The sequence below is a fragment of the Flavimaribacter sediminis genome (assembly GCF_019492055.1).
GTDB classification, from domain to species: domain Bacteria; phylum Pseudomonadota; class Alphaproteobacteria; order Rhizobiales; family Rhizobiaceae; genus Flavimaribacter; species Flavimaribacter sediminis.
Map to the genome: position 1 here is coordinate 527,298 of NZ_JAICBX010000003.1, position 24,914 is coordinate 552,211.

Sequence of the window (24,914 nt, forward strand, 5' to 3'; positions counted from 1 at the left end):
CGAAAACGCACTTGACGGAATTCCCCGCAGCGTGCACCTGACACCACTCACATTTTGTACAGGAGTCGCCCAATGTCCGAAGCCCACGGTGTCGCGCGTGATCATCTTCGCTCTTTCGTCGAGCGGATCGAACGGCTTGAGGAAGAAAAGAAGACGATCGCCGACGATATCAAGGAAGTCTACGGCGAAGCCAAGGCGATGGGATTCGACACCAAGGTTCTTCGTCGCGTCGTCTCGATACGCAAGCAGGACCAGGATGAGAGAATGGAGCAGGAAGCCGTTCTCGATACCTATCTCGCGGCGCTCGGGATGATCAGCGCGCCTCCCGAAGAATAGGAAAAGCCAGCCAAACCCGTTTTGCTGTCACCGTCAATTGGTGACGCTGAAACGGGCGACCGTCAGGAAGTTGACCGCGTTTCCGGAGAAGCTTTCCGCGCTGGCGATCGTGTTTTCCGTGGAAAAGCCTGTCAGATGAACGGTGTGCGGCGCTTCGCGGAGATGGGCCGACACCAGTTGCGGCGCAACGATGGCGTTGCCCTGCGTTTCGACCCGTTCCGACGTGATGCTGCGTTTCGACGCGAGCCCGGCGGTCAGGACCGGAGACGTGTTGACCACGTATTTCGGCGCGGCGTCGTCGGACGCGCGCGCGCGGCGCGCGCTCTTGCCGCCCGTCGATTGACTGGCGCTGGCGGCAATGGCCGCCGCCAGAACGTCTCGTCCGCTTTCGGATTGCGCCACGGACGGCGGCGCGAGAGCAATCTTCGATCCGGCTTGCGGCTGCCCGCCGGACGTGTCGAGCGCGCCCCGGATCGGGCTTTCAGGAAGCGGTATCTCGAAGCCCGCCCGCGCGGGACGCGGCGTCGGAACGCCGGCGATTGAGGCGACTTCGACCGTCTGCCGGTCAGGTCGCGTCGTCGGCATCGGCACATAAGCCAGCGTCGGCGAGCCGGAATCCTCGATCTGCACCGGCGCCGGAAGCCCGTTTTCGGAGGCTCTGATTATCCGGTCGACATCCGCCGAAGCCGCGCTACGCGCGGGCGTCAGGCTGGCCACCTTGATGGCGTCGGTGCCGTTGACGTCATCGGGACGCATGGCCGCGAGCGCCTCGGTCTGCGCGCCGACCGGGACCGGAACCAGCGGAACGCCGCCATTGTCGCCATTCGCCGCTCCGGCGTCGGCGAGAGCCAGCTGTACGCCGCTTGACGAAAGCGAGGGCCGCGAGCGCGGAACCGGAACATAGGCGAGTTCGATCTCTTCCTCGTCGTTCTCGGGCTCCGCCTGGGCGACCTGCGACGCGGAGGAACGCTGCTGACGCGCAGGCGCCTCATCCTCATCGTCGCCGCGATTAAACAAACCGGCCAGCAGGCCACCGCCGCCGCTGCTACTGCTTCTGGCGCCGCCGCCGGCGACCTCGATGCTGTTCGACGTCACGCGTTTCTTGTAGTCGGCGAGCGCCTGGTCATAGCCTGGAAGCGGCTTGCCGTCGGACGGCAAATGCAGCGTCTTGCCCTGAGGAAACACCTGCACGAGTTCCTTGCGGCTCATGCGCGGCCAGGCGCGCACGCTGCCGGTGTCCAGATGCACGAAGGGAGAGCCGGATCGTGGATAGTAACCCACGCCGCCGACCTGGAACTTCATGCCGAGCTCGCGCAGTTTTTTCAGCGGCACGTCCGGAATGAAAAAGTCCATCGCCTTGCCAAGCGTGTGCTGGCTCTTCTTGGCGACGCCCGAAGAGCGTTTGCGCAGCATCGCGTTGGTCTGCGGCGAACGATAGGCGGAGACGACGTGGATTTCGGCTCTCGAACCGCTGGCCTGATAGACTTCCCAGATCAGGTCGAACAGCCGCGGATCCATCTTTGTCGGCTCATTGCGACGCCAGTCGCGCAGGAACCGGTTGAGTTCTTTCAGACCACTCGGGATGTAGCGGCCATTCTTTTTGTAGGTGATGGAAGCGTGCTCTTTGGTGTGAAGAAAATAGAGCTTGAGCGTACGGGTTTCAGCCGCTGCGGCGCTTGTGAGAACGCCAAACAGGAGCGCAGCTGTCACTGCGGCCGCGATCGCCCGGCAGACTTTCACTCCGTAATTTATGGTCGCGCCCCTAAGCAATATTCTTCAGATCCCCGCATCCCCGCTTTCGGTCCAGACTGGCTGATTCCCGAAAAGACTCGTCACAACTAAACCCGATACATACGACCCGAGCCGGCCCAGGATCGTATCCGCCCTGAACTCGAAATGCGTTCAGAGCATGGCAAACAGGTCACACTCGGTTTCAACTGACATTTATAGTGAACAAACAACTAACAAGTCGTGAATTATACCGGTACTATCTGCTCGATTCGAGTTTGGCCGGGTGACACCAGCTCTTTCAGCTATGGATTTAGGTCAATTTTGCCGAATTCGCAATTCGGCGTCCGTGGAAAACCCGAGTCGAGCCGTTCATGTAAGCTGCACTACCGCAACCGGGGGTGAATTTGAGACAAATGAGTGCAACCAGCATACGGACTTTGGCGGGACATCGGAGCATGGTGGCCGATGGAGCGCCGGCTTCGCACGAGGCCGGCGCTCTCGGCGCCTTGCCGGAATGGGATCTCTCCGATCTCTATACCGGGCTCGACTCCGACGCCCTGCGCCGGGACATGGAAGCCGCCTCACGCCGTTCTTCCGCTTTCGAGGAAAAATGGAAGGGCAAACTCAAGGCCGCCGCCGCCGAAACCGGGGACAAGGGTCTCGGACATGCGATCGTCGAATATGAAAAGATAGAGGAACTGCTGGGACGCATCATTTCCTTTGCGAGCCTGTTTTATTTTTCCAACACGACCGATCCGGCCCGCGCCAAGTTTTTCGGCGACACGCAGGCGAAAATCACAGACATCAGCAGCAAGCTTCTGTTCTTTTCACTCGAGATCAACCGGATCGACGACGCCGAGATCGATGCGGCGATCGCCAATGACGAGCGCACCGCGCACTATCGGCCCTGGCTCGTCGATCTGAGGATGGACAAGCCATTTCAGCTCGACGACCGGACGGAACAGCTTTTCCACGAGAAATCCATCACCGGCCACGCGGCCTGGAACCGGCTCTTCGACGAAACGATGGCCGACCTGCGGTTCACGGTCGACGGCGAAACGCGCGCCCTCGAGCCGACGCTGAACCTGCTGCAGTCGCCCCAGGGCGACACGCGCCGAAAGGCGGCGGAAGCCCTGTCCGCCACCTTTGCCGAAAACATCCGCACCTTCACGTTGATCACCAACACGCTGGCCAAGGACAAGGAGATTTCCGACCGCTGGAGAGGTTTCGAAGACATCGCGGACAGCCGGCACCTCGCCAATCGCGTCGAACGCGAGGTGGTCGATGCGCTCAGTTCATCGGTCGTCGCCGCCTATCCGCGCCTGTCGCATCGCTATTACGCAATGAAAGCCCGCTGGCTGGGCATGGACGTAATGGATTTCTGGGACCGCAATGCGCCGTTGCCGGAAACGCCGCAAACGCTGATCGAATGGGACCAGGCGCGCGGCACCATTCTCGACGCCTACGGACGTTTCGACCCGCAGATGGCGTCGATCGCCGAGCGGTTTTTCGACCGGAACTGGATCGACGCCCCGGTGCGCGAGGGCAAGGCTCCCGGCGCGTTCGCGCACCCGACCGTTCCGTCCGTTCACCCTTACGTTCTCCTGAACTATCTCGGCAAGCCGCGCGACGTGATGACGCTGGCCCACGAACTCGGGCACGGCGTGCACCAGGTGCTGGCCGCCCAACAGGGCGCGCTCATGGCGCAGACGCCGCTCACACTGGCCGAGACGGCTTCGGTGTTTGGAGAAATGCTGACGTTCCGCGCCCTGCTGGACCGGACGACCTCGCCGCGCGAGCGCAAGGCCATGCTGGCGCAGAAGGTGGAGGATATGATCAACACGGTTGTCCGCCAGATCGCCTTCTACCAGTTCGAGCGCAAGGTGCATACGGAGCGCCGCGAAGGCGAACTCACATCGCACCAGATCGGAGAATTGTGGTTGTCGGTGCAGGCCGAAAGCCTTGGGCCGGCAATCCGCATCACACCGCAATACAGCACCTTCTGGGCCTATATCCCGCATTTCATCCATTCGCCCTTCTACGTCTACGCCTATGCGTTCGGCGACTGTCTGGTCAATTCTCTCTATGCGGTCTACCAGAACGCCGAATCCGGCTTCCAGGAGAAGTATATGGAGATGCTGAAGGCCGGCGGCTCCAAGCATCATTCCGAGCTGCTGGCGCCGTTCGGGCTCGACGCAAGCGATCCCGCCTTCTGGGATCGGGGCCTCTCCATGATCGAAGGTCTCATCGACGAACTCGAGGAACTCGATCGCTCGCTCTCAGCCTGACGATCCGTCGACATGGTCGCAACTCTCTGCTTCCATGCGGCGTTGAATCGTGGTTAAGCAACCGCCAGGCAAACCAGGACTGGAACCAGGAAGGAAACTGATGTCAGAGGTCGATTATCCCGTTTACGCAGAGATCACAGGTCCGATCGTCATGATCGGCTTCGGATCCATCGGACGCGGAACGCTGCCGCTCATCGAACGCCATTTCAAATTCGACAAGAGCCGCATGGTCGTTGTCGACCCCAGCGACGCCGACGCCGGCCTGCTGGCCAAGGAAGGTATTCGCTTCGTGCAGGAAGCAGTGACCCGCGACAATTATCGCGATCTGCTCGGACCGCTGCTGACCGAGGGCGAAGGACAGGGATTCTGCGTCAACCTTTCCGTCGACACCTCGTCGCTCGACCTCATGAAATTCTGCCGCGAGATCGACACGCCCTATATTGACACGGTGGTTGAGCCCTGGCTCGGCTTCTATTTCGACAATTCCCTCGGTAACGCGGCCCGCACCAACTATGCGCTTCGCGAAACCGTGCGGACCGAAAAGACGGCGAACCCGGGCGGCACGACAGCCGTCTCCTGCTGCGGCGCCAATCCCGGCATGGTGTCCTGGTTCGTCAAGCAGGCGCTGGTCAATCTGGCGAACGATCTCGGGATCGCATTCGAGGAACCCGCGCCTGAAGACCGGGAAGGCTGGGCCGCCCTGATGCAGAAAGTCGGCGTGAAGGGCGTCCACATCGCCGAACGCGACACGCAGCGCGCCAAACACCCCAAGCCTCTCGACGTTTTCTGGAACACCTGGTCCGCCGAAGGCTTTATTTCAGAAGGACTGCAGCCCGCCGAACTCGGCTGGGGAAGCCACGAAAAGTGGAAGCCGGACAACGCGAAAGAACAGGAAACCGGCTGCAAGGCGGCGATCTATCTGGAGCAGCCCGGCGCCAATACGCGTGTGCGCACCTGGTGCCCGACGCCGGGCGCGCAGTATGGCTTTCTCGTCACCCACAACGAGTCCGTCTCGATCGCCGATTTCTTCACGCTGAGAGACGAAAGCGGAAACGTCGTCTTCAGGCCGACCTGTCACTACGCCTATCATCCGGCCAATGACGCCGTTCTTTCGCTGCACGAAATGTTCGGCAATGGCGGCAAGCAGCAGCCCAAGCTGCATGTCCTCGACGAAAACGAGATCGAGGACGGGATCGACGAGTTGGGCGTGCTCCTCTACGGGCACGAACGCAACGCCTACTGGTTCGGTTCGCGCCTTTCGGTGGAAGAAACGCGCGAACTCGCCCCCTACCAGAACGCCACCGGCCTGCAGGTGACGTCCGCGGTGCTCGCCGGCATGGTCTGGGCGCTGGAAAATCCGGGCTCGGGCATCGTCGAAGCCGACGAGATGGATTATCGGCGCTGTCTCGAAGTGCAATTGCCCTATCTCGGCCCCGTGGAAGGCCATTATACCGACTGGACGCCCCTGACCGATCGTCCCGGGCTTTTTCCGGAAGATATCGACGAAAGCGATCCGTGGCAGTTCAGGAACGTCCTGGTTCATTAAGGACCGATGAACCTTTTGACCGACCGGACGTTGCCGTTCACGGGCGTCCGGTGGTATTGATAAACGAGGCGTCGAACGTGAGATCCAGAGCGGAGGCACCCATGCGGGATTGGTCGAGGACACTGACACTTCTTTTCATGACGGCGGCTCTCGCCGCCTGCCAATCGAATTTCGGAGGCGGGCCACGTTATGATCCGAACTCCATCGAGGGACAATGGTTCGATCCGAACGGGATCCTTTCCACGTTCTCCGACGGCCAGTTCGAAACCCGGACGACGGATACGAACACCCTGCTGGCGACAGGCAAATACACCTATACGGGTCCGCGCGTCGTTCAGATCGACCTCCGTTCCCTGGTGCGCAACAGCAGTTCCAAGGTGAACTGCTCCCTGGCTTCGCCATCAAGGCTCAATTGCACGTCGAGCACAGGCAGCCAATTCTCGCTGACCCGCCGGACAGCCTGAGGAACAGCTGCTCGCCGAAGCGCTGTACAGACGGCCCGGCACCGGCTACCGATACGACATGAGAGACGAAACGGGAGGAGCGTCGTCTTGACCGCCTATTTTGACGCGCTGGAAACGCGCGAGTCTGCGGTCCGTGAAAAGGACCTGTTCGAGAAACTGCCGTCTTTCCTGGCCCGCGCCATGACGCAGGCTGAAGGTCTGAAGCGGTGGCTCGGGGATATAGATCCACAATCGATCGACAGCCGTTCGGCGTTGGCTTCTCTTCCGGTCCTGGGAAAACAGGACCTCATGTCCGCGCAGGCCGAAAACCCGCCATTCGGCGGTTTCGCAGCCGCCGACGCGCTGCGGGGCAACCGGGTGTTCATGTCTCCCGGCCCGGTCTGGGAGCCGCAAGGGTTCGGCGCCGATCCGTGGCAGGCGGCGCGCGCGCTGTTCGCCGCCGGTTTTCGCGCCGGCGACATTGTCCACAACGCGTTTTCCTATCACATGACGCCGGGCGCATTCATACTCGACGAGGGCGCCCGCGCCATGGGATGTCTGATTTTTCCCGCCGGCGTCGGCAATACCGACTCCCAGGTCGAGGCGGCCGCCAGATTGCGCCCGACGGCCTACACGGGAACGCCGGACTTTCTGAAGATCATGCTCGACAGGGCGGTGGAAAGCGGACTGGACCTGTCTTCCATCACCCACGCCATGGTCTCCGGCGGTGCGCTCTTTCCGTCCCTGCGCGACGAATATTACCTGCGCGGCATCAAGACGCTGCAGTGCTACGCCACAGCCGATATCGGCGTGATCGCCTATGAAAGCGCGGCCGAAAACGGCTCGCCCTATCCAGGCATGATCCTGAACGAAAACCTCATTCTGGAGATCGTGCGACCGGGCAGCGGCGAGCCTGTGTCCGACGGCGAGGTTGGCGAAGTCGTCGTCACCTGCCTCAACGAAGCCTATCCGCTGATCCGGTTCGCCACAGGCGACCTCTCGGCTGTCGTCGAGGGCCCCTCGCCCTGCGGCAGAACGAACACGCGCATCGCCGGCTGGATGGGACGCGCCGACCAGCGCACAAAGATCAAGGGCATGTTCGTCGATCCGAAACAGGTCGACGCCGTCATGAAGCGGCATCCCGAAATCGCCAGGGCGCGACTGGTCGTCAGCCGCGCCGACAATCAGGACAGCATGACGCTGCACGTTGAAGCAGGAGGCGGCGCTGAACTGGACGCGGCTTCGATTTCCGCAACGTTGTCCGATGTCACCAGGCTCAAGGGCGATGTGATCGGGGTCGAGGCCGGCAGCCTTCCCAATGACGGCAAGGTCATTGCTGACGAGCGCGATTACGAAAACTGAGTTTGCCCGCAGACAGGCTTGAGTTTCCGCGAAATCGGTAGGAGAATGCCGCCGCGACGCGGTTGTCATGCAAATGCAAATTGCGTGTGACAGTAACGGTGCGAACCAGTCCGGCGGCATAGCATGACGCGTGAGTCAGGCCGCCCTCCAAGGAAGACCTTAACAGGGAGATATCAATGAACAGGATCATGTTACGCGCGCTGCTTTCGGCCGCCGCTCTGGGCCTTGCCGCCGGCAACGCCTGGGCCGACTACGAACTCAATATTTTGCACTTCAACGACCTGCACAGCCGCATCGAACCGATCAACAAATACGATTCGACCTGTTCCCCGGAAGACGATGCGGAAGGCAAGTGCTTCGGCGGCGCAGCGCGCCTGAAAACAGCCATCGACGAGCGTAAATCGGCGCTCGACAACGTGCTGGTTCTGAACGCCGGAGACAATTTCCAGGGTTCCCTCTTCTACACGACCTACAAGGGCGACGCCGAAGCCGAGTTCCTGGACATGATGGATCAGGACGCGATGGTTCTCGGCAACCACGAATTCGACGACGGCGACCAGGTGCTCGCTGATTTCGTCGCCAAAACCGATTTCCCGATCATCTACGGAAATACGCTGATCGGCGCCAACAGCCCGCTCGCCGGCACGCGGATGGTCGAATATGTGATCAAGGACGTCGGCGGCGAGAAGGTCGCTATCATTGGCGTGGTGGCCGAAGACACCGACGTCACGTCTTCACCGAGCGACGCCGTCCTGTTCATGGAGCCGGTTCTCTACCTCATGGAAGCCGTCGACAAGGTCAAGGAAGCCGGCGCCACCAAGGTCATCGCGCTGACCCATGTCGGTCTGCCGGTCGACAAGAAGATTGCCGCCGAAGTTGACGGCATCGACCTCATCGTGGGCGGACATTCGCACACATTGCTGTCGAATACGGATGAAAAGGCGGCTGGCCCCTACCCTGTAATGGTGAAAAACGAGACGTCCGGCAAGGACGTTCCGATTGTTCAGGGCTACGCCTACAGCAAATATCTCGGCGAGATCAAACTGGTGTTCGACGACGACGGCAACATCAAAAGCGTCGCCGGAGACCCGATCCTTCTCGACGCCAGCTTCAAACCGAATGAAGCAATGCAGAAGCGCATCGCGGAACTGGCTGCTCCCATCGAGGACATGAAAAAGAAGGTCGTCGGCGACACGTCCGCGACAATCGACGGCGATCGCGGATCCTGCCGGGCCAAGGAGTGCGAGATGGGCAATCTCGTCTCCGACGCCATGCTCGAGCGGGTCAAGGACCAGGGCATCCAGATCGCCATTCAGAACGGCGGGGGCCTGCGAGCCTCGATCGATCAGGGCGAAGTCACCATGGGCGAAGTCCTGACCGTGCTTCCGTTCCAGAACACCCTGTCGACCTTCCAGCTCAAGGGTTCCGACGTCAAGGCCGCCCTTGAAAACGGCGTCAGCCAGATCGAGGACGGCGCCGGTCGCTTCCCGCAGGTCTCCGGGTTGAAGTACAGCTTCGATCCGTCCAAGCCTGCCGGCGAGCGGATCTCCGACGTCATGGTTGAAGGCAGCGACGGCAGCTTCGCGGCCATAGAGGACGACACGACCTACGGCGTGGTCTCCAACAATTTCATGCGCGGCGGCGGCGACGGCTACAGCGTCTTCGCGACAGCCGGCATGAACGCCTATGATTACGGCCCGGGCCTCGAGCAGGTCGTGGTCGACTATCTCGGCGAAAACAATCCCTACAAGCCTTATGTCGACGGGCGCATTACGGAAGTCTCCGCAGCCATGGAGCCGAAGACGGACGAGACCATGAAAGACGACATGAAGTCCGACGCCGCGACGATGGAAAAGGACTCCGAGGCCGCCTCCGAAACAGTCATGGAAAAGACAGAGGAAATGGCCAAGGAAGGCATGGAGAAGGTTGAGGAAGCCGTCGAATCCGCGACCACCCATGTGATTTCGGCCGGCGACAGCCTCTGGTCCCTCGCTGAAAAATACTTCGGCGACGGCAAGCAGTGGAAGTCCATCGCCGACGCCAATCCGGATCAGAATCCGAAAAAGCTGGAAGTCGGAAGCCAACTGACGATCCCCGCCAAGTCCAACTGACCGGCGGCCAGGCATTCGTGACGCAGCGGCCCGGGATTTCCCGGGCCGCTTTTGTTCAATCCTGCGGCATTTTCCGTGAATGCTTGAAATTGCGGCGGCGGCCCATATTTTGGCCGAGTCAGCACTGCGGAATCAATTTGGACAGCGAAATCCCATGAACCCGACCGATACGACCATCACGCGCCATCTCCCGCCAGAGCATCCCGCTGTGGCCTTCGGAAAGATCGGCGTGCTTCTGGTCAATCTCGGCACTCCGGACGGAACCGACTATACGTCTATGCGCCGCTATCTGCGCGAATTCCTGACCGACAAGCGCGTGATCGAATGGCCGCGCGCCTACTGGTATCCGATCCTGTTCGGCATCGTCCTCAACACCCGTCCAGGAAAGGTCGGCAAGGCCTACGAGATGATCTGGAACAAGGACCAGGATGAGAGCTACCTGAGAACCTACACGCGCAACCAGTCGGACCTGCTCGGCAAGATGCTGGCGGCCGAAGACGGAGTCGTCGTTGACTGGGCGATGCGCTACGGAACGCCATCGATCGAGGAACGCATCAACGCCCTCAAGGACGCGGGATGCGAACGGATCCTGCTGTTTCCGCTCTATCCGCAATATGCTGCGAGCACGACGGCGACCGTCAACGACAAGGCTTTCGAGGCCCTGATGAAGATGCGGTGGCAGCCGGCGCTTCGCGTTGCGCCGCCCTACCATGATGATCCGGTCTATATCGAAGCGCTCGGCAAATCGATCACCAGCCATCTCGCCTCGCTGGACTGGGAGCCGGAAGTGGTTCTGGCCTCGTTTCACGGCATACCGAAATCCTATTTCGAAAAGGGCGACCCCTATCATTGCCATTGCCAGAAAACGACGCGCCTGCTGCGCGAATATCTCGGTTGGCCGGAAGACCGGCTCAAGATCACCTTCCAGTCTCGTTTCGGCCCCGAAGAATGGCTGCAACCCTATACCGACGAGACGGTTGAAACGCTGGCCAGGCAAGGGGTCCGCAACATCGCCGTTCTCAATCCGGGCTTCGTGTCCGACTGCCTTGAGACGCTCGAAGAGATCGCGGAACAGGCGATGGAGAGTTTTCACGAAAATGGCGGTGAAAACTTCACCCATATTGCGTGCCTCAATGACAGCGAGGACGGAATGAAGGTCCTGGAAACGGTGGTTCGTCGTGAATTGCAGGGTTGGATCTGAAACAGCGCCCGGGCTGGGGAAATCAATATAACCAATTGATATTATTCAATTAAAGATATCGATAAACATCATATTGTAACCGTCGCTTGCATTACCCATCTTTAAGGTATGTCGTTTAAACACATTTCGTGACCATCAGTCGTCGCTCAGGCCTCCATTGGCCCGCGCGCAACGGAGGATTCTGACATGCTACCACCCCTGAGCGGCTTTGATATCGCGGTAATCGTCTTTCTCGTTCTCGTGCTTCTGGTTCTCTACGCAAGCGTCAAGACGGTCTCTCAGGGCTATAATTGCACCGTTGAGCGCTTTGGCCGATATACCCGCACGCTCACTCCCGGCCTCAACCTGATTGTGCCATTCATCGACAGAATCGGCGCGCGGATGAACATGATGGAGCAGGTCCTCGACGTTCCCACCCAGGAAGTCATCACCCGCGACAACGCCAGCGTCGGCGCGGACGCTGTCGCCTTTTACCAGGTGCTCAACGCCCCGCAGGCCGCCTATCAGGTCCGGGAGCTTGAATACGCCATTCTGAACCTCACGATGACCAATATCCGCTCGGTCATGGGATCGATGGATCTGGACGAATTGCTGTCCAACCGCGACGCCATCAACGAGCGGCTGCTGAGGGTTGTCGACGAGGCCGCAAGCCCTTGGGGCATCAAGATCACGCGCGTTGAAATCAAGGACATCAATCCGCCGACCGACCTCGTCGACGCCATGGCCCGGCAAATGAAGGCGGAACGCGAAAAGCGCGCCGAAGTGCTGGAGGCCGAAGGCGCCCGCAACGCCCAGATCCTGCGCGCGGAAGGCGCCAAGCAGGCCGCCATCCTTCAGGCCGAAGGCACGCGCGAGGCGGCGTTCCGCGAGGCCGAAGCACGCGAGCGGCTTGCAGAAGCGGAGGCCGCCGCCACACGCTCCGTCTCCGAAGCGATCGCACAGGGCGACGTCCAGGCCATCAACTACTTCGTCGCGCAGAAATACACCGAAGCGCTGGCCTCGATCGGCACGGCAAACAACCAGAAGATCGTCCTCATGCCGATGGAAGCGTCGTCGCTTATCGGCTCCCTGGGCGGCATCGGCGCGATCGCGAAAGAAGTCTTCGCCGACGGGCCTAACGGTTCAGCCGCCTCGGCGCGACGTTCCGTGCCTTCTGCCGGCCAACGGGCGGACTGACGATGTTTGACTGGATCGGAACACAACTCGGCCCCTGGACATGGTGGGTCGTTGGACTCCTGCTGCTGGCGCTGGAAGTCGTCATTCCGGGAATTTTCCTGATGTGGTTCGGCATCGCAGCCATCATCGTGGGCAGCCTGTCGCTGATGTTGTGGACCGAATCCTACTGGATCTGGCAGATGCAGGTGATCATCTTCGCGGTTCTCGCCGTGATATCCGCGCTGATCGGGCGGCGTGTAATCGCAGGACAGGACGATGTTTCCGACGAGCCGCTTCTCAACCAGCGCGGCGCGAGCCTGATCGGCCGAACAGCAACACTGAAAGCGCCTATAAACGAGGGGCGCGGCCGTATTCATCTCGACGACACGACCTGGGTCGTCAATGGTCCGGATCTGCCCGTCGGAAGTCGCGTCCGCATCGTTGCAAGCACCGGAAGCACACTCAAGGTCGAGCCGGTGAGCGAGATCTCCGCGCCAGCCTGAAACGTCTTTCCGTAAGGAAGCCTTAACCACAAAGCTTTACGGTTTGGGAAGATTTGTTCCCCTTGTTTCAGGCCGTAAATGGTTGCCACATCGCGCGTTTTCTGGATCGGGAGGCTGGCGGCCCTGCCGCCGGCCGTGGCGTTGTGCATCCTTGTCACCGCGCACCCTGCGTGGGCGCAGCGGGCCGACGACACAGACCAGCTTCTCAGGGGAGTGATCGAGTATGACGGCAGCACCGGCGCCGAACGCCGCCGGGCCGAGCGGTTAGCCGTACACGAAGAAGAACAGGCGAACGAAGAGCAGGAGCAGGCGGACGGCAGGGCCGGCGACACGGCAGCCGGGCTTGACGACACCACAACCGGAGCCGTCGAAGCGGTTCAGAGAACCGGACCTGTGCAATGGTTCGGCCGAAACAATCCTACCCAGCCGACAGTTGACACCGTTGTCCGCCAGCCGGACCCCGATCCCTACGCCGCAGTCGGCATGCGGATTGGAACCTTCATTCTGCGGCCGACGCTCACACAACAACTGGGTCATGAATCCGTTCTCGATGGAGATGCGCAGACTGCGCGCACTCTGAGCAGGACAACGCTAGCCGCAGAACTGGAGTCCGACTGGTCTCGCCACCAGTTCAAGCTTTCCGCCGAGCAGGTGATCGACATCACCCTCTCCGGCGATGGCCCCGAAGATCCGAGCACGTCCGTGGACGCCGAGTTGCGGCTGGACATTTCATCGACGACGACCGCCAATCTGTTCTTCGGCTATGATTTCAGGCGCGAGGATCAGACAGACGCCAATTCGGTCGAAAACGCGATTGCCCAATCAGACGTGCATTCCTTCGAAGGCCGCGCCGGACTGGAACACTCATTCGGCGTCTGGGCCGGCCGCGCCACCTTCACCGCGATGCGTTCGACTTATGGAGACGTCGAACTCGACGACGGGGAGGAACTTTCGCAATCCGAACGCGACAACAACAGCTATCGCCTGGCGCTGCGCGCAGGCGCCGACAACGGCTCAGTCCTGCGCCCCTTCGCGGAGATCGAGGGAACCCTTATCGACTACGATGAAACCGAGGACGAGAACGGCTACAACCGTTCATCCAACGGCTTTGCGCTGAGGGCCGGCGCCGTCTTCGATCGTGGCGAGAAATGGAACGGAGAGATTGCGGCGGGATACATGCAGCGCAACTACAACGATCCGAGGCTGGAACCGATCGGCGCGTTGTCGATTTCCGGCTACGCCAACTGGTCGCCGGAGCGCGACACCGTCGTCAGGCTGGGACTGAACTCAAGCATCGAGGATTCGACGACGGCCGGCGTGTCAGGATCCGTCTACTACTCCGCCTCGGCCGACATCACCCGCAAGGTGCGCGAGAACTTCATAACAAGGCTGAACGGACAGCTGGGATGGCGGCGCTATTATGGCGACCTGCCCGAGGAAACCGTCATCGTGGCCGGAGCCGGATTCACATGGTGGCTGAACCGCAATGTCGGCATCGACGGAGAGGTCAGTTACGAAAAGACCTATTCCGAAGACACCGACAATGACGACATCTATGTCGGTCTCGGCATGAAATTCCAGCGATGAGGCGACCGCGCTACAGCTCGGCGATCATCCGGCGTATGTCGCCCTCGACCTTGTTGCGAATGTCCTCGCGCAGCAGCGCAAAGGAGACGTTGGCTCTTATGAAGCCTTCCTTGGAGCCGCAGTCGAAGGTGTTGCCCTTGAATTTGTAGCCGGCGAACTGCTGGTCTTTCGCGAGATTGAGCATGGCGTCTGTCAGCTGGATTTCATTGCCTGCGCCCCGCTCCTGTCTCTCGAGGATTGAAAATATTTCCGGCTGCAGGATGTATCGGCCGTTGATGAACCAATTTGACGGCGCAGTGCCCGGCGTCGGCTTCTCGACCATGGATGTAATGCGGAACCCTTCGTCCGAGATTTCATCGCCGATGCCGACGATCCCGTAGCGATGGGTTTCCTCTTCCGGGACTTCCTCGACGGAGACGACATTGCCTCCAACCTTTTCATAGAGCTCTATCATCCCGGTCAGGCAGCCTTTCTTGTCCTGCATGACCATGTCGGGAAGAAGCAGCGCGAAAGGTTCGTCGCCCACAAGTTCGCGTGCGCACCAGACCGCGTGACCAAGCCCGAGCGGCTCCTGCTGGCGGGTAAAGCTGGTCTGGCCCGCCTGCGGCTGCAGTTCCTGCAGGTGCCCCAGTTCGTCCAGCTTTCCGCGATCGCGGAGCGTGTTGTAAAGTTCGACCTGGATATCGAAATGGTCTTCGATAACCGCCTTGTTGCGGCCGGTCACGAAAATGAAATGCTCGATGCCGGCGGCGCGCGCCTCGTCGACCACATACTGGATGACCGGCTTGTCAACGACTGTCAGCATCTCTTTCGGGATCGCCTTGGTCGCCGGAAGAAAGCGCGTTCCGAGCCCCGCCACCGGGAAAACCGCTTTCCTCACCTTTTTCTGTTCAGCCATGTCGCCACCTTTCCTACAAACTCTTGCCGACCAATTTAATAAATCACCGACGCGACGTTTCAACCGTTAATCCACACCGCCGCCGGGCGCATGGTTAAGAATTTATTGATTCGTGATACATATTGTAGAGGGTGAACGCGCGGAAGAGCGCCATGATTACGCCTTCCGAACGCACTAGGGAACGAGAAAAGTTCAAGCGGAATTCACCATGTCGACGACAATTCGGATACGGACAATCCCCCAACTCGCCCTTATCCTGTGCGCGATCTTCCTGCTGCTTGCGCCCGACATCGCCAAGGCCGACGCCGGTTTTCAGCGCTGGATACGGGACTTCTATCCCGTGGCGGCGAAATCCGGAATCAGCAAGAAGACATATAACCAGGCATTCGCCGGCGTAACGACGCCAGACCCGGAAGTGCTCCGCAAGGCCCGCTATCAGCCGGAATTCAAGCAGGACACCTGGAGCTACATCGATTCGCGCGTTCATGATGAAAGCGTTCGAAACGGGCAGGCCTTCGCCCGCAAGTATAACCGGACGCTCTCTGAGATTGAAAGGCGCTACGGGGTGGACCGGTCTGTGCTGTTGGCGATCTGGTCAATGGAATCAAGCTACGGCAACGTCTTCAACTATCCCGAACGGCTGCATTACGTGCCCCGAGCGCTCGCCACGCTGGCCTACGCCGATCCGAAACGCGCCAAATTCGCCCGCAGCCAATTGATCGCCGCCCTGAAGATCCTGCAATCCGGAGACATCCGGCGCGAGCATCTGTCCGGTTCATGGGCCGGCGCAATGGGCCACACCCAGTTCATTCCGACGAGCTACCAGGCCTTTGCGGTGGATTTCGACGGCGACGGCCGGCGCGACATTTGGAACTCCATACCGGACGCCCTGGCGACGGCCGCAAACCTCTTGAAGAAAAACGGCTGGAGAACCGGACTGACCTGGGGCTACGAGGTCAAGGCGCCGCGCGGCGCAAGCAAGTATGAAGGCACCCAGCGCACGTTGTCGCAATGGGCGAAGCTCGGCTTCAAGCGACCCGACGGCAGACCCTTTCCCCGCCCCGGCGAGAACGCCGTGCTGAAGATGCCGGCGGGAACCAGTGGTCCCGCCTTTCTGATGATCCGGAACTTCTTCATCATCAAGACCTACAACAATTCGGATTCCTATGCGCTCGGCGTTGGGCTGCTTGCCGACCGCATTGCAGGTTATGACGGCCTGAAGCAGCACTGGCAGCCGCCAAAAGGCGCGCTGTCGATGGACGAGAGGCGAGAGATTCAGGTTCATCTGAAGAAGCTCGGCTATTATGACGGCGAGATCGACGGCAATATCGGATCCGGCTCCCAACAGGCCATCAAGGACTATCAGTCCAGGCTGGGCTTGACCGCAGACGGTGTTCCATCGCAGAATCTGCTGAAGACGCTGCGGCGCTGAACCGAAATGTAAACAAAGGGTCCGGGAAGCAGTTCCCGCGGAGTTTGACCCATGCGCATGTTCCTTACGAGAATTTTGTTGTGCCTGATCGTCGCCATTGCGCCGTTATCGGCGGCGATTGTCGTTGTTCCGACGCAGCCCGCACAGGCGCAGGAACAGACAAAGCGGCGCACGGTCATTGATTTCCTTTTCGGTCCACGCCGGCTTCTCAGGCGCAAGACCAGCCGTCAGCCCGCCTATGAACAGCCGCGGCGGGCCCAGCCGCGGCAGCGCAGCACCCGCCGCTCCACATCCGGCGGAACAGCCGCGCCAACCGTGGAAACCGTCGAAAAACTGGATAATGCGCGCAAGATCCTCGTGGTCGGCGATTTCATGGCGAAGGGCCTCTACGACGGACTGAAGGTCGCTTTCGCGCAATCGCCGGGGGTTCGGGTTCTGGAAGAAACCAGCGGATCTTCCGGTCTGGTGCGGGACGACTATTTTGACTGGCCCGAGAATCTTCCGGGCTTTCTCGACGAACATCAGCCGACGATCGTCATCGTCATGATCGGATCGAACGACCGCCAGGAATTGCGGCTTCCGGACGGACGACTCGCTGTGCGCTCGGAAAGCTGGGTCAACGAATATTCGAAACGCATCGGCGAAATCTCGCAAATCATCCGCGACCGCAATCTGCCTTTGCTATGGGTCGGCTCTCCCTCATACAAATCCTCCGCGATGTCCGCCGACATGGCGGCCATCAATGACATGACGCGGACGGTCGTCGCCGAGACGGGCGGCGAATTCGTCGATATCTGGGAGGGATTCGTCAACGAGAACGGCCAGTTCATATTCACCGGGTCGGATATCAAGGGCCAGCAGGTCCGGCTGCGGACTTCGGACGGCATCCGCATGACCCGGGCCGGTCGTCGCAAACTCGCCTTTTATACCGAAAAACCGTTGCGAAAGCTTCTCGGCAGCGCCGCGGGCGAGGATGTAGAGCGGCTCCAGGGCGACAATTTCCCTGAATTGCTGCTGTCAGGTCTGAACACGGACCAGATCATACGCACCCCGCCGATCGCGCTGATCGATCCGATGCTGGACGGCGGATCAGCGCTTCTGGGCAGCGCCGACGACCTCACCGCCGAACACGAAACTCCGACCGTGCGCGAGGAACTGGTGCTGAAGGGCCTGCCCGCAGCCGCGCCAGCCGGACGCGCCGACGATTTCAGGTGGTCGGAAAGCGACAATTCGTCCAATCAGTAGATCGCCCGCAATTTCGGAGCGCCACTCGCATTGTCAGTCAGTATTGGCCCGTAAACGACAGGCCGCTGATCTTCGGCTTGGCGCGACTTTCAGTGACTTCAATTATGCTGGGTCGGCCGACGAATATACCCGTTGTCACCGAGCACTCTATGTAGGTGGTCTGGCCCGCCCTGGTCTCGACAGTCGCAGTATCCGTCGTTTCCGTGGTCGCGCTGACTTCATGAACGCCCGGCGTAACATAAACGTAAAACAGGCCGTTGGGTGAACAAAGACCGGTCTTCTGACCATCGACTTTGACCGATGGCTGAACCGCCATACCCACAATTTGGGTTCGATAAACGACGATCCGCGATTTTCCGGATGGAATAGGCGATTTCGCTTCCGGAGATTTGGAAACCACCGTCCCGGTTGCACAGGCGGAAAGCAGGATCAACGGAAAAAAGACAACAGTATGCAGAAGCCGATTCATCAAAACCCCCTTAAGAAATTCCCCACCTCCGAATACGGGTAGATTGCGTCCAATTGCAACCGGAAAAGAGAGTTTTCAGTGCGTGACGGATCGGCTCCGCGTCATTACCGCGGCAGGTTGGTTTCACCCATCAGCTTCAGGTCGATAGCGCGCGCGGCCTGTCGCCCCTCACGGATCGCCCAAACGACGAGCGACTGACCGCGGCGGATATCGCCGGCGGTCCATAGGCCCTCGACAGAGGTTTCGTAGTTGATGTCATCCGCAGTGACGAACGTCGAATTTCGGCCGTCAACGCCGACGTCCAGGCGGTCGCCAAGGTCAGCGATCACACCGGTATCGAATGGTCCGCGAAAACCGATGGCGATGAACGCCAGATCGGCCTTGATGATGAATTCTGTGCCAGCGACCGGCTGACGCTTGTCGTCCACCTGGCAGCACTTCACGCCGGTCAGGACGCCGTCTTCGCCGACGAATGCGATCGTGCCGACCTGGAACTCGCGAACCGCGCCTTCCGCCTGAGACGAGGAGGTGCGCATCTTGGTCGCCCAATAGGGCCAGACGGCCATCTTGTCTTCCTTCGCAGGCGGCTGCGGGCGAATATCGAGCTGCGTGACCTTGACCGCGCCCTGGCGAAAGGCCGTGCCGACGCAGTCGGACGCCGTGTCGCCGCCGCCGACCACGACGACATGCTTGGCGCCGGCGAGAATCGGCGCCGACGGCCAGCCGACGGAATCGATGTTTTCCCGCGCCACGCGCTTGTTCTGCTGGACGAGATAAGGCATTGCATCGTGAACGCCCTGCAGGTCGCCGCCAGGAATGCCGGCGTCGCGCGGCTTTTCCGAACCGCCGCAGTAAAGCGTCGCATCGTATTTTTCGAGCAGTTCATCGACCTTGACGTCAACGCCGACATTGACGTCGCAATGGAAGGTGACGCCCTCGCCTTCCATCTGCTCGGCGCGCCGGTCGATGAAATGCTTTTCCATCTTGAAGTCGGGGATGCCGTATCGCATCAGACCGCCGGGTCTGCTTTCCCGCTCATAGACATGAACGTCGTGACCGGCGCGCGCCAGTTGCTGAGCGGCCGCCATTCCGGCCGGACCGGAGCCGATCACGGCTACGCTCTTGCCGGTCTTTCGCTCGGCCGGACGCGGAACGACGTAACCCATTTCATAGGCCTTGTCGGCAAGCGCCTGCTCCACCGTCTTGATCGCCACCGGAATATCTTCAAGGTTGAGCGTGCAGGCTTCCTCGCAAGGTGCGGGACAGATGCGGCCCGTAAACTCCGGGAAATTGTTGGTCGAATGCAGATTGCGGATCGCCTCTTCCCAGTCGCCATTGTAGACGAGGTCGTTCCAGTCCGGAATCTGGTTGTGGATCGGACATCCGGTCGGTCCGTGACAAAACGGAATGCCGCAATCCATGCAACGCGCCGCCTGCTTGGCCACCTCCGAATCCGACATCGGAATGGTGAATTCCCGAAAGTGGCGGATGCGGTCGGACGCCGGCTGATACTTCGCGACCTGCCGGTCGATCTCGAGAAATCCTGTAACTTTACCCATGACTTTTCCTAGCGCGAACTGAGAGACTGTAACCGTTGACGAAGAGCGGCCGCCTATTCGGCGGCGACGCCCATGCGCATACGCTCCATCTCTTCCAGAGCACGACGGTATTCGACGGGCATGACCTTACGGAATTTCGAACGATAGTCGGCCCAGTTGTCGAGGATCTCCTTCGCCCGTTCAGACCCGGTGTAATGCAGGTGGTTGGCAATGAGCTGATAGAGACGCTCCTGGTCGTGGCCGGTCATGTCGCCGGTCACGTCCACGCGGCCCTTGTGGGCCAGATCCCCGCCGTGGTGATGCAGCTCCTCGAGGATATCGTCTTCCTCGGGCAGCGGTTCGAGTTCGACCATCGCCATGTTGCAACGCTGTTCGAAATCCCCGTCCTCGTCGAGCACATAGGCGACCCCGCCGGACATGCCGGCCGCAAAGTTGCGGCCCGTCTGGCCGATGACGACGACCACGCCGCCGGTCATGTACTCGCAACCATGGTCTCCCACGCCCTCGACGACGGCGATCGCCCCGGAGTTGCGCACGGCGAAGCGTTCGCCGGCGACGCCGCGGAAATAGCACTCGCCCTCGATGGCGCCATACAACACCGTGTTGCCGACGATGATCGATTCCTCGGGAACGATCTGCGCGTCCTCCGGCGGCCTGATGATGATGCGGCCGCCGCACAGGCCCTTGCCGACATAGTCGTTCCCGTCGCCGGACAGGTCGAAAGTGACGCCGCGCGCAAGAAACGCGCCGAAGGACTGGCCTGCGGTTCCGGTCAGGCGGACAGAAATCGTGTCGTCCGGCAAACCCCTGTGGCCGAAGCGCCGGGCGACCTCGCCCGACAGCATCGCGCCGGCGGACCGGTCGACGTTGCGGATCGGCGTTTCGATCTCGACAGGTTCACGGCTTTCGAGCGCAGGCGCCGCTTCTGCGATCAGCTTGCGGTCCAGCACATCGCCGATCGGATGGTTCTGACGCTCGGTCCAGTAGGTTTCGGACTTCTCGGCTTCCGGCTTGAAGAACACCCTGCTGAAATCAAGTCCCCTGGCCTTCCAGTGGGTGATGAGATCGTCCTTCTCCAGAAGGTCGAACTGTCCAATGATGTCGTCGATCTTGCGGAAGCCGAGCGAAGCCAGGATTTCACGCACTTCCTCGGCGATGAAGAAGAAGTAGTTGATGACGTGCTCGGGAGCGCCTTTGAAACGCTTGCGCAGAACCGGATCCTGCGTGGCGATGCCAACAGGACAGGTGTTGAGGTGACACTTGCGCATCATCAGGCAGCCGGTTGCGATCAGCGGCGCGGTCGAGAACCCGAATTCGTCGGCGCCGAGAAGCGCGCCGATGATCACGTCGCGTCCGGTGCGCAATCCGCCGTCGACCTGGAGCGGCACACGCGAGCGCAGACCGTTCAGCACGAGGGTCTGGTGGGTTTCGGCAAGCCCCATCTCCCAGGGAGATCCGGCGTGCTTCAGCGACGTCAGCGGCGAGGCGCCCGTGCCGCCGTCGTACCCGGAAATGGTGATATGATCGGCGCGCGCCTTGGCGACGCCGGCGGCGACCGTGCCCACACCCACTTCCGAGACGAGCTTGACCGAAATGTCGGCGTGTTCGTTGACGTTCTTCAGGTCGAAAATCAGCTGGGCCAGATCCTCGATCGAATAGATGTCGTGATGCGGCGGCGGCGAAATGAGCCCGACGCCCGGGGTCGAATGCCGCGTCTTGGCGATCGTCGCGTCAACCTTGTGGCCGGGCAACTGGCCGCCCTCGCCGGGCTTCGCGCCCTGCGCGACCTTGATCTGGATCATGTCCGAATTGACGAGATACTCCGTCGTGACGCCAAACCGTCCCGAAGCCACCTGCTTGATGGCCGAGCGCTCGGGATTGGCCGATCCGTCCGGCAACGGCAGATAGCGATCCGGCTCCTCGCCGCCCTCGCCGGTATTCGACTTGCCGCCGATCCGGTTCATGGCGATGGCGAGCGTCGTATGCGCTTCACGGCTGATCGAGCCGAAGGACATGGCGCCCGTAGAAAACCGCTTGACGATCTCGGAAGCCGGTTCGACTTCGTCGAGCGGAACCGGTTCGACGCCGCGGGCCCGAGCGTCGCGAATCCGGAAAAGGCCGCGGATCGTGTTCATGCCCTCGGCCTGCTCGTTCACCAATTTGGCGAACTCGCGATAGGTGTCATGGGCGTTGCCGCGAACGGCGTGCTGCAGAAGCGCGACCGAATCGGGCGACCAGGCGTGGTTCTCTCCGCGTATGCGATAGAGATACTCGCCGCCGACCTCGAGCGCGTTCAGAAGCACCGGATCGTTGCCGAAGGCGCGCGTATGGCGCTGGTGCGTCTCAACGGCGAGTTCTTCCAGACCGATGCCCTCGATCGTGGTCGCCGTACCGGTGAAGAACTTGTCGACGAAGGCCGTCGACAGACCCACCGCGTCGAAGATCTGGGCGCCGCAATAGGACTGGTAGGTCGAAATGCCCATCTTCGACATGACCTTCAGCAGACCCTTGTCGATCGCCTTGATGTAGCGCTCGACCGTTTCCGTCGAATCGACGGCGGCCGGAAACTCGCCCTTGCGGTGCATGTCGGCCAGCGTGTCGAAAGCGAGATAGGGGTTGATCGCCTCGGCGCCGTAGCCGGCGAGAACCGCGAAGTGATGGACTTCCCTCGGCTCACCGGACTCCACGACGAGACCGACGGACGTGCGCAGGCCCTTGCGAATCAGGTGGTGATGCACGGCGGCCGTCGCCAGCAGCGGCGGGATCGAAATCCGCTGCGCCGAAATCAGCCTGTCCGACAGGATGATGATGTTGTAGCCGTTCTCCACCGCCTTCTGCGCGCTCAGGCACAACGACTTCAGGGCCATGCCCATATGGTCGGGACCGGAGGCGACGCGATAGGTGATGTCGAGCGTCTGGGTCTGGAACTGGTTGTCCGAGATCTCGCCGATTTCGCGGATCTTTTCCAGATCCTCGTTGCTCAGGATCGGCTGGCGCACTTCGAGCCGCTTGCGGCTTGCGAGCCCTTCCAGGTCGAACAGATTGGGGCGCGGCCCGATGAAGGAGACGAGGCTCATTACCGATTCTTCGCGGATCGGATCGATCGGCGGGTTCGTCACCTGGGCGAAATTCTGCTTGAAATAGGTGTAAAGCAGACGCCCCTTTTCAGACAGCGCGGAGATCGGCGTGTCGGTGCCCATGGAGCCGAGCGCTTCTTGGCCCGTCGTCGCCATCGGCGCCATCAAAATCCGCAGATCCTCCTGCGTATAGCCGAAGGCCTGCTGACGATCGAGCAGCGACGCCTGCGCGCGGATCGCCGGCATGCCGGCGACGGGCATGTCTTCCAGCACGATCTGCGTCCGCTCGAGCCACTTGCCATAGGGGTGCGCGTTGGCGAGTTGTCGCTTGATCTGCGCGTCGGAGACGATCACGCCCTCTTCCATGTCGATCAGCAGCATCTTGCCGGGCTGAAGCCGCCACTTGCGCACGATACGCTTCTCTTCGACAGGCAGCACGCCGGCTTCCGAGGCCATGATGATCCGGTCGTCGTCGGTGACGATGTAGCGCGCCGGCCGCAATCCGTTGCGGTCGAGCGTGGCGCCGATCATGCGTCCGTCGGTGAAGGCGACGGCGGCCGGGCCGTCCCATGGCTCCATCAGGGCTGCATGATATTCGTAGAACGCCTTGCGGTCGTCATGCATCAGCTTGTTGCCGGCCCAGGCTTCCGGGATCAGCATCATGACTGCGTGCGGCAGCGAGTAACCGCCCTGGACCAGGAATTCCAGCGCGTTGTCGAAACAGGCCGTGTCCGACTGGCCTTCATAGGAAATCGGCCACAGCTTGTTGATGTCGTCGCCGAACAGCGGAGAACTGACGGACGCCTGACGCGCCGCCATCCAGTTGACGTTGCCGCGCAGCGTGTTGATCTCGCCGTTGTGGGCGACCATACGGTAGGGATGGGCGAGCTTCCACGAGGGAAAAGTGTTCGTCGAAAAACGCTGGTGAACCAGCGCGACGGCCGATTCAAACCGCGGATCCTTCAGGTCCTGGTAATAGGCGCCGACCTGATAGGCCAGGAACATGCCCTTGTAGACAATCGTCCGGCTCGACAGGGAAACGATGTAGAAACCGTTGTCCCGCCCTTCGGTCTCCTCGTGGATCCGGTTGGAGATCACCTTGCGCAGTATGAACAGGCGGCGCTCGAAGTCCTCGTCATCCGTGATGTCCGGGCCGCGAGCGATAAAAACCTGGCGATGCCAGGGTTCGGTCGCCACGATATCAGGGGCTTTGGACAGCGATGAATTGTCGACAGGCACATCTCGGAAACCCAGCAGCTTCTGGCCTTCCGCCTCGACGACGTCGGCGATGATTTCCTCGATATGCAGCCGCAATTCGTCGTCCTGCGGCATGAACAGGTGCCCGACGGAGTAGTGGCCGGGCTCCGGCAGCGCAACGCCGCTGGCGGCCATCTCCTCGCGAAAAAGCCTGTCGGGAAGCTGAACCAGCATGCCGGCGCCGTCGCCCATGAGCGGATCGGCGCCAACGGCCCCGCGATGGGTGAGGTTTTCGAGCATGCGCAAGCCGTCCTCGATGATCCGGTGGGACTTCTCGCCGCGCATGTGCGCGATAAAGCCGACGCCGCACGCGTCGTGTTCCTTTGCAGGGTCATAAAGCCCCTGCCTGGCCGGGAAAGCGGCGTTTTCGGCACGTTTGACGACAGCCGTTCCGGCTGAATTGCGTGTCCGTCCTGCCTTCGATGGCGTTGCGTGCGTCATCTCGCTTCCTCCTGCCGTTTCCTCCGACCTTCGGAGGGCGTCCTTTACGTCCGCGCCGGACATCTCCGGTACAGATAGTTCCATGCGGCGAATTTCTGCAATCAGCCGATTGAGGAACGTCGATGCCGCCTGAAACCGTCTCGAGGCGACTGACATTCCGGTTTTCCAGGCCTGTCTCCGGCGGCATTCATGCGCCTGCGTATCCAGAACCCGGCAAATGACGGCAGATCCGGCTATCGGAAAAACCGCCACCCATTTCTCAGCGCCGAAACA

At 60.9% G+C, this 24,914-nt stretch carries 17 protein-coding genes; 12 read left to right on the top strand and 5 right to left on the bottom strand.

Annotated elements, in window-relative coordinates; translation table 11 throughout:
* Nucleotides 1-72: 72 nt before the first annotated feature.
* Nucleotides 73-336 (top strand): DUF2312 domain-containing protein, encoded by a 264-nt coding sequence (locus K1W69_RS18215; RefSeq protein ID WP_220229844.1) that lies wholly within the window; start codon nt 73-75, stop codon nt 334-336.
* 33 nt (nt 337-369) lie between these two features.
* On the opposite strand, the gene K1W69_RS18220 is transcribed toward K1W69_RS18215, so the two are convergent.
* Nucleotides 370-2,046, bottom strand: a complete 1,677-nt coding sequence (locus tag K1W69_RS18220; protein WP_370688269.1) for a peptidoglycan L,D-endopeptidase MepK — start codon at nt 2,044-2,046, stop codon at nt 370-372.
* Nucleotides 2,047-2,522: 476 nt separating this feature from the next.
* Here K1W69_RS18220 and K1W69_RS18225 point away from each other — a divergent pair, with 476 nt between their 5' ends.
* From K1W69_RS18225 to K1W69_RS18265, 9 genes are all read left to right on the top strand, one after another.
* Entirely contained in the window at nt 2,523-4,355 is a 1,833-nt protein-coding gene (locus K1W69_RS18225; RefSeq protein WP_220229845.1) for a M3 family oligoendopeptidase, read from the top strand.
* Between the two features lie 100 nt (nt 4,356-4,455).
* A complete protein-coding gene (locus K1W69_RS18230) occupies nt 4,456-5,901 on the top strand; it encodes a homospermidine synthase (protein ID WP_220229846.1) in 1,446 nt (481 codons plus the stop codon).
* 101 nt (nt 5,902-6,002) lie between these two features.
* Complete coding sequence (gene omp10 / locus K1W69_RS18235) at nt 6,003-6,365, top strand: outer membrane lipoprotein Omp10 (protein WP_220229847.1); 363 nt, start codon at nt 6,003-6,005, stop codon at nt 6,363-6,365.
* Nucleotides 6,366-6,452: 87 nt separating this feature from the next.
* Nucleotides 6,453-7,706, top strand: coding sequence for a phenylacetate--CoA ligase family protein (locus K1W69_RS18240; protein ID WP_220229848.1), 1,254 nt, complete (start codon nt 6,453-6,455; stop codon nt 7,704-7,706).
* Nucleotides 7,707-7,882: 176 nt separating this feature from the next.
* Nucleotides 7,883-9,817, top strand: coding sequence for a 5'-nucleotidase C-terminal domain-containing protein (locus K1W69_RS18245; protein ID WP_220229849.1), 1,935 nt, complete (start codon nt 7,883-7,885; stop codon nt 9,815-9,817).
* A gap of 154 nt (nt 9,818-9,971) precedes the next feature.
* Entirely contained in the window at nt 9,972-11,018 is a 1,047-nt protein-coding gene (gene hemH, locus K1W69_RS18250) for a ferrochelatase (RefSeq protein ID WP_220229850.1), read from the top strand.
* Between the two features lie 198 nt (nt 11,019-11,216).
* On the top strand, nt 11,217-12,194 hold the full coding sequence (locus tag K1W69_RS18255) for an SPFH domain-containing protein (protein WP_220230022.1): 978 nt from the start codon (nt 11,217-11,219) through the stop codon (nt 12,192-12,194).
* A 2-nt stretch (nt 12,195-12,196) separates the two neighbouring features.
* The gene (locus K1W69_RS18260; protein WP_220229851.1) at nt 12,197-12,676 is read left to right on the top strand and encodes an NfeD family protein; all 480 of its coding nucleotides are present in this window, start codon (nt 12,197-12,199) and stop codon (nt 12,674-12,676) included.
* 78 nt (nt 12,677-12,754) lie between these two features.
* Entirely contained in the window at nt 12,755-14,263 is a 1,509-nt protein-coding gene (locus tag K1W69_RS18265; RefSeq protein ID WP_220229852.1) for an outer membrane beta-barrel protein, read from the top strand.
* A 10-nt stretch (nt 14,264-14,273) separates the two neighbouring features.
* On the opposite strand, the gene galU is transcribed toward K1W69_RS18265, so the two are convergent.
* Complete coding sequence (galU, locus tag K1W69_RS18270) at nt 14,274-15,161, bottom strand: UTP--glucose-1-phosphate uridylyltransferase GalU (protein ID WP_220229853.1); 888 nt, start codon at nt 15,159-15,161, stop codon at nt 14,274-14,276.
* Nucleotides 15,162-15,369: 208 nt separating this feature from the next.
* Here galU and K1W69_RS18275 point away from each other — a divergent pair, with 208 nt between their 5' ends.
* Both K1W69_RS18275 and K1W69_RS18280 read left to right on the top strand, forming a co-directional pair.
* Nucleotides 15,370-16,593 (top strand): lytic murein transglycosylase, encoded by a 1,224-nt coding sequence (locus tag K1W69_RS18275; RefSeq protein ID WP_220229854.1) that lies wholly within the window; start codon nt 15,370-15,372, stop codon nt 16,591-16,593.
* A 51-nt stretch (nt 16,594-16,644) separates the two neighbouring features.
* On the top strand, nt 16,645-17,838 hold the full coding sequence (locus K1W69_RS18280) for an SGNH/GDSL hydrolase family protein (RefSeq protein WP_220229855.1): 1,194 nt from the start codon (nt 16,645-16,647) through the stop codon (nt 17,836-17,838).
* Between the two features lie 37 nt (nt 17,839-17,875).
* On the opposite strand, the gene K1W69_RS18285 is transcribed toward K1W69_RS18280, so the two are convergent.
* The 3 genes from K1W69_RS18285 to gltB form a co-directional block, all read right to left on the bottom strand.
* Nucleotides 17,876-18,307, bottom strand: coding sequence for a DUF2846 domain-containing protein (locus tag K1W69_RS18285; RefSeq protein ID WP_220229856.1), 432 nt, complete (start codon nt 18,305-18,307; stop codon nt 17,876-17,878).
* A 104-nt stretch (nt 18,308-18,411) separates the two neighbouring features.
* Nucleotides 18,412-19,866, bottom strand: coding sequence for a glutamate synthase subunit beta (locus K1W69_RS18290; RefSeq protein ID WP_220229857.1), 1,455 nt, complete (start codon nt 19,864-19,866; stop codon nt 18,412-18,414).
* A 53-nt stretch (nt 19,867-19,919) separates the two neighbouring features.
* Nucleotides 19,920-24,641, bottom strand: a complete 4,722-nt coding sequence (gene gltB / locus K1W69_RS18295; RefSeq protein WP_220229858.1) for a glutamate synthase large subunit — start codon at nt 24,639-24,641, stop codon at nt 19,920-19,922.
* Nucleotides 24,642-24,914 lie beyond the last annotated feature (273 nt).